Origin of the sequence: Pseudomonas sp. Q1-7, assembly GCF_028010285.1 — a bacterium.
Taxonomy (GTDB): Bacteria; Pseudomonadota; Gammaproteobacteria; order Pseudomonadales; family Pseudomonadaceae; genus Metapseudomonas.
In genome coordinates, this window is record NZ_CP116304.1 from 4054274 (window position 1) to 4064823 (window position 10550).

The 10550-nt window shown below is 63.9% G+C and carries 1 protein-coding gene; it reads right to left on the minus strand.

Annotation, left to right across the window (positions count from 1 at the left end):
• Nucleotides 1–152 precede the first annotated feature (152 nt).
• The gene (locus tag PJW05_RS18875) at nucleotides 153–10277 is read right to left on the minus strand and encodes a peroxidase family protein (RefSeq protein WP_271408499.1); all 10125 of its coding nucleotides are present in this window, start codon (nucleotides 10275–10277) and stop codon (nucleotides 153–155) included.
• Nucleotides 10278–10550 lie beyond the last annotated feature (273 nt).

Below are 10550 nucleotides of genomic sequence, written 5' to 3' on the forward strand. Positions count from 1 at the left end.
CCGCTCTGGATGGCGGCTCGTACAAAATACGCACCGGCTGTTCGGAATATCAAGCAGGTTCAAACACCTTTCCAGCCGGCGAGAAAAAGGGGCGAAGCACCAAGTGCTCCGCCCCTTTTCCAACGACCGCGATGCGCTTGCGAGCGATCTCCTCAACCGACGAGGAAGTCCGCCTGGGTCACGGTCGTCGCATCCGCCACGCCCACCAGGGTGATGCTGTTGGCACCAATGGTGACCAGGGTGTCCGCCCCCTGGGAGGTGATGCTGACGCTGGCCGCGAAGTTCGCCGCGGTGATGCCCAGGTCAGCGACGTGCAAGCGATCCTGGCCGCCAGCCGGATTGGCATCGAAGTCCAGGATGACGTCGTGTCCGAAACCGGGCCCGAACATGAAGATGTCGTTGCCCGCACCGCCACTCATGGTGTCGTTGCCGCCACCACCGACGAGAATGTCATTCCCGCCCAGGCCATTGAGGGTGTCATTGCCACTTCCCCCCAGTATCCGGTTGTCCAGGGTATTGCCCGTGCCACTGAAGGCTCCGCTGCCAATGAATACCAGGTTCTCTACGTTCGTCCCGAGACTGTAACTCGACAGCGTCGTGCGAACGACATCGGTACCCTCACCTATCGCCTCTGCCACGAAGTCCAGCGCGTTGTCCACGTAGTAGGTGTCGTTCCCGCTGCCGCCTATCATCGTGTCGGCACCGCCCCCTCCATTCATCACGTCGTCTCCACCCAGCCCGTGGAGAATGTCGTTCCCACCCAGGCCATTGAGGGTATCACTGGCGGTTCCGCCCACCAGCCGGTTCGCCAGGGCATTCCCCGTACCCGTGAACGCCGCCCCCCCCAGGTAGACCAGGATCTCGAAGTTGTTCCCCAGGGTATAGGTGGACAAAGTCGTGCGGACCATGTCGGTCCCCTCGCCCACGTTTTCGACCACCACATCCTGCGTGCTGTCCACATAGAAGATGTCGTCGCCCAAACCACCGTGCATGCGGTCAGCACCGGCGTTACCGTTGAGGACGTCATTGCCCCCTACACCGTACAGCACGTCGTTGCCACCTCCGCCGCTCAGGTTATCGTTCCCCGCGCCCCCCGCCAGCGTATTCGCCAGGCCGTTACCTACCCCGGTGAAGTTGCCGCTGCCGATATAGGCCAGGTCCTCGACGTTCGCCCCCAGGCTGTAGCTGGCAAGCGTCGTGCGGACCATGTCGCGCCCTTCTCCGGCCAACTCGCTCACCGAATCGAGGACGTTGTCGACATAGAAGATGTCGTTGCCGGGACCACCGAACATGCTGTCGGCTCCCGTGCCACCGATCAGCACATCGTCGCCGGCACCACCGCTGAGCGTGTCATCGCCGGCACCGCCATCCATCACGTCATCCCCGGCAGCACCAGTCAGGACATTATTGCCAGCGTCACCGATGAACACCCCACCCACCTGAGTAGTCGCCATCGACGCCACCGAGTTGTTGAAGCCGCTGTCATCCACGTAGCTGGTGACCACTCGCAGGAACAGCCCGACCTGCCCCGCACCCGGCGTGAAGTTCGCCGTCGTGGCACCGACTATGTTGGTCCAGGTCGTGCCATTGTTCGACGACTGCCACTGGAAACTGAACACCGAGGTGCGGGTGCCATCCGGATCCACGACGGTTCCACGAGTCGCCGTCAGCACCTGGCCCTGAATAGGCGTAGTGTCGCTGATCGTCGGCACGCCGGTCGGCGCATCGTTCACCTGAGTGGCTGAAACGGGAGCCGTCACCGCCGAGAACACGGTTTCCAACACCCCATTGGCGTCCTTATAGATCGCCTTCAGGCGCATGGCCAATCCGACTTGAGCGGCCGTCACCATAAAGCTCTGCCCGGTCGCACGGGCCAGTTCGGCCCCTGCATTCTCGATGATGATGTCCTCAAAGACGCCGTCACCGCGGGTGTCGGCTTGCCAGTAGTAGGTCACCGGTCCGGTAATGACGCCGCCATTGGGGTTGTCGGCATCGGTCACACCGGCAACGGAGGCCACCAGGCGGGTGCCCACTTCAGGCGTGGTATCGCTGACGGTCGCCAGACCTACCGGCCCATTATTGAGCCCCGCCACCAGGACTTCGCTGACATCATTGAACTGCAGGCGCTCGATACCAGTCAGGCGGTCCGAACCATCGCGGCCATCCACGGTATCGGTCACCGTCCAGCTGCCGTCACCGTTGTTCACCACGTTGTAGTCGGCACGGTTGCCGGTGAACTCGGCGGTATCGAAGTTGAACGAACCGTCGCCATCGACCAGCTCACGGACGATGACCAGTTGGCCGGGGTTGTAGCGGCCGGTGAGCATGTCATGGACCAGCTCGGTCATGCTGAACGCCCGGGCGATCTCCGGCCCGGAGCCATCCCTGTTCTGGCGCACGCTGATGTAGACGGTCAGGGACTTGTCGCCATCGATGAGGTCGTCGCCGCCCCGACCGGCGATGATGTCGCTGCCGTTGCCGCCGAGAATGATGTTACCCGCCCCGAACGAGGTGACCCCGGCACCCAGGAACTCCTGCAGCCCGCCGATCAACCCAATGTTGGTGAGGATGCTGCCATTGAACCCCGAGGTGGAAATGGCGGCCGCATCCCGGTTGTCGCCCTTGAGGATGTCGCTGTGGGAGGAGCCCGACAGGCCTTCCATGAACTCGAAGCGGGTCAGCAGCGATGCGGTCGACGGCGTCACCGGCGTCTCGTCGAACGCCCGCAGGTCGAACTCGATGTTGACCCCGTGCGGATCGTCGCGGAACACCGCCCAGTCGAAGCCGGAGCCGCCGACGTAGCGGTCGCCCTCGCCACCGTTGCCGAGCATGATGTCGTCGCCGCCCTCGCCGTCCATGCGGTCGATGATGCCGCGCTCGCCGATGTAGACGTCGTTGCCGGGGACGTTGTCCAGGCCGAACTCGTTGAAGTTGTCCCCGGCGTTGCCATCGGGACCGCCCAGTTCCAGCCAGTCGTCACCTTCGTTGCCGAACTGCGCTTCGTTGCCGCGGGTACCGAGGATGAAGTCATTGCCCGGTCCCCCGAAGACCTCGGAGGCGTCTTCACCGGAAATGATGAAGTCGTTGCCGAAGCCACCGAGGATCAGGTTGGCGCCGTTGCCGCCATGGATGACGTCGTTGCCGTCGTCGCCCTGGAGGTTATCGTCGCCGCCGCGATCGGTGATGATGTCGTCGCCGGCGCCACCCCGGATCTGGTCGTTACCGTCGCCACCCTCGATACGGTCATTGCCGGCATCGCCCCAGATGGTGTCGTCGCCGATGCTGGCGATCAGGATGTCGTCGTTATTGGTGCCGCCCAGCACCACATGCTCGTCGCCGGTGTAGCGCAGGTAGTTGGTGTTGGCCTCGTTGTAGAAAGGCGTCGCAATGTTGTCGACATCCACCGGGTTATCGCGGATCACCCAGGGCAGCAAGGCACTGCCGCCCACCGGGTCGGCGCGCCCATCGGCACCGAGGCCGGTGAACTGCAGGGCCTGGTTCATCTCCAGGATGAAGCCGGGCTCGGAGAAGATATCCGCCGGCAGGTGGATGGCATTGGTATTGGCCATCACCATCTTGGCGAACGAGTTGTTCTCCAGCTCGGTGAGGAAGTTCATGCTCGCCGTGCGTTCCAGGTAGTAGAAGCGGTCGCCGTCCTGGAGTTTCTCCAGCTGGTTCTCGAACACGAAGTTGAAGGTCGAGCCCAGCAGGCCGCCGAAGGGCATCTGGCGTTCAGCCAGGCCGCCGATCCAGAAGTCCACCAGGTTCAGGCCGGTTTCCACGCCGGTCCAGATGCCCGTGCCATTGAGGAAGTCCAGGCGGTCGGCGGGCGCGCCATCGCCGCCGAACACCAGGGCAAAGGCTGCCGCCCGCTTGGCTTCGAGCGTAGTGGCGGTGTCGACGCTGTCATGGGTGCCATAGGCCGCGATGAAGTTGACGATGGACGTCTGGTGCTTCAGGTGCATCGCGAAGTCGACCCAACTGGTGTAGGGCCGCAACTGGCTGTCACCGGTGGCGTTGTAGAAGTCCTGACGCGCGGCATTCAGCGACGGTACGCCGGCATCTCGGCCACGGGCGATGTTGATGGTGGCCAGGTCCAGGGGCAGGCCCAGCAGGTTGTTGCGCAGCGCCTCGGTGACGAACTCGTCGATCTCGTTACCGGTCTGCCGGGTCATGCCGCGGACGATGTTGCCGGCGGCTTCCGCGGCCGACAGGGCACCGTCATTGTTGAACGCCAGCGGGTTGAGGAAGGCATCGATCAACGCCATGCTGCCCGCATCGCTGAAGTCCGGATTCAGCCGGTCGACGGTTTCGGTGAGCATGGAGTGGCCGAAGCGATACACCACATGGGCGAACTCGGCGACGATGGCCGGGTTGATCTGGGTGTCATACACCTGGGTCGCGTTGAAGAACACATCCACCTGCGGCTGCACCTTGCGGGCGAACTCCTCGAACACCAGGTGCTGGTACTGCATCTCGGTGGTGAAGCGCGCGGCCTGGAACAGCCGCTCGCCGTTCCATACACCGGGAGACAACTGCCACTCGGCGATGAAGGACGGGTCGTTGCTGGCCAGCACCACCGCCTTGATGTAGTCGACCATGCGGTTGTGCTCGGCATGGAACACATGGTGCACGGCGGTCAGGCCGATGTTCTCGTTGCCGCGTCCGTCGCCGGTGATGAAGTGACGGTCGAGCAATTCGTTGTCGAACGTGCCCGCCGGCGGCGCATTCCCGACATCCGTGTCGGCATCCGCCGTCATCAACGCGCCGGTCTGGCTGTTGAACGGATTGGCCGCGTGGGCGATATCGTCCAGGAAGCCGTGGCCGGTCGGCAGCGCGTTACCGGGGATGGTGATGCCCAGGCCGCCATTGGCGGTCGGGTCGCCCTCCAGCAGCGTCCCATCGGACAGCACCAGTTGCGGGAAGCCGTTGTCGCCCGGAATGAACTTGCCATAGGGATCGGTCGCCAACAGCGGCACGTTGACCACATGGCCGTCGGTCAGTTGGATACCCAGCAACTGGGCGGCCTGGGCCTTGACCTCGGCCCAGGTGGGCAGGCCACCGGCCCCGTCCAGCATGCGCCCGGTCGCCACCGGCCCGTTGGCCGTCATCTCGTACTCGCGCAGGAACACCTGGTGGGACGGATGGGAGGTATAGGTCTGGTTCTGGTCGACGAAGGGCGTGGTCTGGTTGTTGTGCAGGTGCACATCGTCGGCATTGCCCAGAATGCCGTCGACCCCGGCATTGACCACGAGATTCTGTGCCCGGGTGAGGATCATGAAGTTGGAGTTGCTGCCCTCCACGTACAGCGGATCGTCCGGCTGCAGCGGGATGAAGACGAAGCCGTTGCCGCTCTTGTTCACCAGGTCCAGGCCGTGGTCGAAGAACTGGCCGAACAGGGTGAACCAGGAGTTGAAACCGGCGGACAGGCCTTCATCCGGCGCGGTATTGGGGATGAACAGCGGCTGGCCGGCCGGGATCGGCACGCCATTGAGGTCCAGCAGGACGCCATCGGGGTCCAGGGTGCCCAGGCCGGCATCCACATACGCCTGCACTGCCGCCGGGTTGGTGATGGTCTGGTCGACGATCAGGTTGGAGATGATCCGCGGATCGGCATCCACCACGTTGCCGGCGACCGGCCCGGTGGTGGCGTAGTTGTTGTTGGTGATTTCTCCGCCGGGAAGATCCGGGCCATTCATGTCGAAGCTGTCATCACCTTCATTGCGGAAGTTCTGCTTCAGCAAGAGGGGGAACGGCTGGTCGGCTGCGCCAAAGTGCTCCTGCCCCGGCACCAGGTTATTGAATGAACCGTCCACAGTGCGCAGGCCAAAGGCGCCCCGGGAGTTCGGCACGATATCCAGCAGGTTCTCACCGGCGGCATGACGCTCGGCGATGAGGATCTGGTCGAGGATGAACTGCAGGTCGCTGCGGATCAGGTGCACGCCGGGGCTGGCGACATAGGTCTCCTGCGGCACCGCCGCCGGCGGGGCCACCACCACGGTACCGTCGACCGGCGCGGTGGCGTCGGAATAGACGTTCTCCAGCACACCGTTGGCGTCCTTGTAGACCGCCCGCACGCGCAGGGCCAGGCCATCGAGGTCGGCGGTCACGCGGAAGCTATCGCGCTGGGCGGTTTGTGGCCGTTCCCCGGCTTCGGTGACGATGTCGATGAACAGACCCGAGCCCGCGGCGGTTTCGCGCTGCCAGAAATAGGCGATGGGACTGCTGATCGCCCCGGTGGGATTCTGCGCGGAAACGTTGTCCGCATCGGTCACCAACAACGCCGAAGCCCGCAGCACCTGACCGTTGACCGGCGTGGTGTCATTGATCTGCAGCTGCCCCTGCGGACCTTCGTTGAGGCCGGGGACCAGCGCGAAGGCGCCGTTGTTGAACTGCAGGCGCTCGATGCCGGTCAGCCGATCCACGCCGTCCGGTCCGATGACGGTATTGCCGTCGGCATCGGTAATCAGGTGGGTGACGGTGACCACATCGTCACTGAAATCCAGCGTCGTGTTGTTGTTGTCGATCTCGACCTGGTAGTCCTCGAAGTTCCCCGAGAACACCGCCGTGTCGTAGTTGAAGCCGGTGGTCTGGATGATTTCCCGGACAATCACCAACTGTCCCGGATTGATCGCCCCGGAGAGCATGTCCGGAATCAGTTCGCCGATGCTGTCGACCCGGCGAACCTCCGTATTGGGGTCATTGGGATTGGTGCGCACGCTGACATAGGCGTTCAGCGCACGGTCGCCGTCGATCAGGTCATCGCCGCCGCGGCCCTCGATGATGTCGCTGCCGGCGCCGCCGAGGATGATGTTGCCTCCCCCGAACGAGGTCACACCGGCGCCGAGGAACTCCTGCAGCCCGGCGATCAGGTCGATACCGGCCTGGGTCAGCACGCTGCCCAGCGGGCCGTTCTGGGCAATCTCCGCGGCATCGGCGTTGTCGCCCCGCAGGATGTCACCGAACCGCGAACCCGAGAGGCCTTCGACGAAGGCGAAGCGATCGAAGATACCGGCATTGGAAGCCGGCACCGGCGGTTCGAAGAAGTCGTCGACGATCATGTCGGCCAGCACGCCGAACGGATCGAACTTGTAGCTGACCCAGTCGAATCCGGAACCACCGTCGAAATGGTCGGCGCCCTCGGACCCGAAGAAGATGTCGTCGCCGCCTTCGCCGATCATTTCGTCGAAGCCGCCACCGCCGATGAAGACATCGTTGCCAGCCACCTCATCCAGGGCGAAGGGCGAGAAGTTGTCGCCGGGGGCGCCGTCCTGGGTACCGATCTCGATCCAGTCGTCGCCTTCGTTGCCCATGGTCTGCAGGTTGCCCTTGGCGCCATAGATGAAGTCGTTGCCGGTACCGCCAAAGGTTTCCGACACGTCTTCGCCGGTGATGATGAAGTCGTTGCCGGCACCGCCGAGGATCAGGTTGAAGCCATTGCCGCCGTGGATGACATCGTTGCCGTCGCCCCCCTTGATGACATCGTCGCCGCCCATGTCGGTGATGATGTCGTCGCCGTCGCCACCGTCGATGTTGTCGACCCCGTCCCCGCCTTCGATGCGGTCATTGCCGCCATCCCCCCAGATCGTATCGTCGCCGATGCTGCCGATCAGGATGTCGGCCTGATCGGTGCCGCCCAGCACCACATGGTCCACACCGGTGTAACGCAGGTAGTTGGTGTCGGGACCCGGCGTCGCCGGGTTGTCACGGATCACCAGGTCCCACAGGGGATTGTCATGGGTCGGGTCCGCCCGTCCATCCAGGCCGAGCCCGGTGAACTGCCGGCTCGGGTCCACCTCCAGGATCCAGGTCGGCGTCGAGAAGATATCCGCCGGAAGACGGGTGATATCGGTATTCAGCATCACCAATTTGGAGAAGGAGTTCAGCTCCATCTCGGTCAGGAAGTTGAGGCCGGCAAGGCGCGCCAGGTAGTAGAAGCGGTCGCCGTTCTGCAGGGCCTCCAGCTGGGTCTCGAAGACGAAGTTGAAGGTGGAGCCCAGCAGGCCGCCGAAGGGCATCTGCTTCTCGGCCAGGCCGCCGATCCAGAAATCGATGCTGCCGAGACCGGTGTTGGTGACGCCATCGGCATCCTTCGGCCGTGCCGTGGTGTTGGCCCAGGAGCCAGTGCTGTACAGGAAGTCGAGGCGGTCGGCGGGCGCACCGGGACCGCCGAGCACGATGGCGGCGGCGGCGGCGCGCTTGGCGTCGAGGGTGGTTGCGCCAGTAATGGTCGAGTGGGTGCCGTAGGCGGCGATGAAGTTGATCAGGGAGGCCTCATGCTTGAGGTTGCCCATGAAGTCCACCCAACTGGTATACGCCTCCAGCTGAGTGTCGCCGGTGGCCTGGAAGAACTCGCGGCGGGCGGCGTTCAGCGACGGAATGCCGGCATCGCGGCCACGGGCAATGTTGATGGTGGCCAGGTCCAGGGGCAGACCCAGCAGGTTGTTGCGCAAGGCTTCGGTGACGAACTCGTCGATTTCATTGCCCTGCTGGCGGGTCACCCCGCGAATGATGGCGCCGGCGGCCGCGTCGGGCGTCGCTCCGCTCGCAGCGAACTCCAGCGGATTGAGGAAAGCCGCGATCAGGCCGATCTCGCTGCTGGCGAAATTGGGGTCCAGGCGATCAATGGTTTCGGTCAGCATGGAGTGACCGAAGCGGTACACCACGTGGGCGAACTCGGCGACGATGTCCGGGTTGATCGTGGCATCGAAGCCGGTAGGCGCCAGGAACTCATCGATATTCGGCTGCACCTTGCGGGCGAACTCCTCGAACACCAGGTGCTGGTACTGCATCTCGGTGCCGAACTTGGCGGCCTGGAACAACCGCTCGCCGTTCCAGTCGAGGCCATCGGGAGTGCCGGGCACTGCGCCCACGGGGGTCAGCAGCCACTGGTTGAGGAAGTCCAGGTCGCCGGACGCCAGGATCACGGCCTTGGTGTGTTCCACCAAGCGGTTGTGTTCCGAGTGGAAGATGTGGTGCACGGCAGTCAGGCCGATGTTCTCGTTGGCCCGGCCGTCGCCGGCAATGTAGTGGGCGTCCAGCAGCTCGTTGTCAAAGGTTCCGGCCGGTTGTGGCCCGCCGCCGACTACTGGGTCGGCATCAGCAGTCTTCAGCGCGCCGGTCTGGCTGTCGTAGGGGTTGGCGTTGTGGGCGATGTCATCGAGGAAGGCATGCCCGGTACGTACAGCGCCCACCAGGCTGATGGGCGCGGCCGGGTTACCTTCCACCAAGACGTCGTCGGGGGTGCCGGGCAGGCCGTCCGGACCGACGAACACCACTTGCGGAAAGCCGTTGGGGCCCTTGATGAAGTTGCCGTAGGCGTCGGTGGCCAGCAGCGGGATATTGTTGACGTCGGCGTCGGTCAGGTTGATCCCGAGAATGTCACGGGCCTGGGCCTTGACCACGGCCCAGGTGGCCATGCCGCCGATTTCCTCATCGTCGGCATTGCCGAAGATGCCATCCCCCAGGTTGCGGTTGGTGATCAGGTGGCCGGTGGCGACCGGTCGACCGTCGGCATTCAGCTCGTACGCACGCAGGAATACCTGGTGCGACGGGTGAGAACTGTAGGTCTGGTTCTGGTCGACGAAGGGTGAGGTGGTGTTGGTGTGCTCGTGGATATCGTCGGCGGTGCCCAGGACGCCATCCGGCCCCGGCTGGTTGGTGGCGCGGGTCAGCACCAGGAAGTTAGTGGGACTGTTCGGGTCGAACAGCGGATCATCCGGCATCAGCGGGATGAAGATAGTGCCGCTGTTGCCCTTGGTGACCAGGTCCAGGCCATGGTCGAAGAACTGCCCGAAGAAGGTGAACCAGGAGTTGAAGGGGGCGGACAACCCCTCGTCCGGCGTGGTGTTGGGAATGAAGAAGACGTCCTGATCATCCGGCGTTCCGAAAATGCCGTCCAGGCCGGGGCTGGTGACCGGTGGATTGCCGCCGTTGGCCTCCACCGCCGCCGGGTTATTGGCGGTCTGGTCGACGATCAGGTTGCTGATAGTCCGCGGTTGCGAGTCGATCACCAGGCCGCTGGTCTGGCTATAGGTGGTCCCGCCTTGCGCATCGCGGAACAGTGGGTCAAGCATGCGCGGAAACACGTTGTCCGCCGCACCGAGCTCGGTCTGCCCCAATTGCAGATGGTTGAAGGAGCCGTCCACCGTGCGCAGGCCCCAGGGCACTTGCGAGTTGGGCAGCAGCGAGGACAGGTCGGCGCCAGCGGCGTGGGCCTCAGCGATGAGAATCTGCTGAAGAATGAATTCGAGGTCAGACTTGATGAAGTTGGCCATGGTGTTTTCCTCAATCCGACAGCAATTAGTCAGGCCGAATCACGCCCACGCGGGTGCGATTCCACGTTTCGTCGATGGAAAGCGATCAAGCCGGGCAAATCGCAGTCGCGGCCGAACCCGCCAAGCCTTGGAAGTGGCTCAGTTCCGACTGAATGGATTTGTCCCTCTCAGCGCCGCGAGCGAAGGCGGCGCCCCGCTCAGGTGAAAGGCGGGCCGTGGAAACGGCTTAGCGGAGCGGTGCAGGTGGTGGGACCGAACGGCCCACTGCACGAG

What these genes read in the sequence shown, in the direction of transcription:
- PJW05_RS18875 (WP_271408499.1), bottom strand. Translation starts at nt 10,277, where the DNA reads ATGGCCAACTTCATCAAGTCTGACCTCGAATTCATTCTTCAGCAGATT.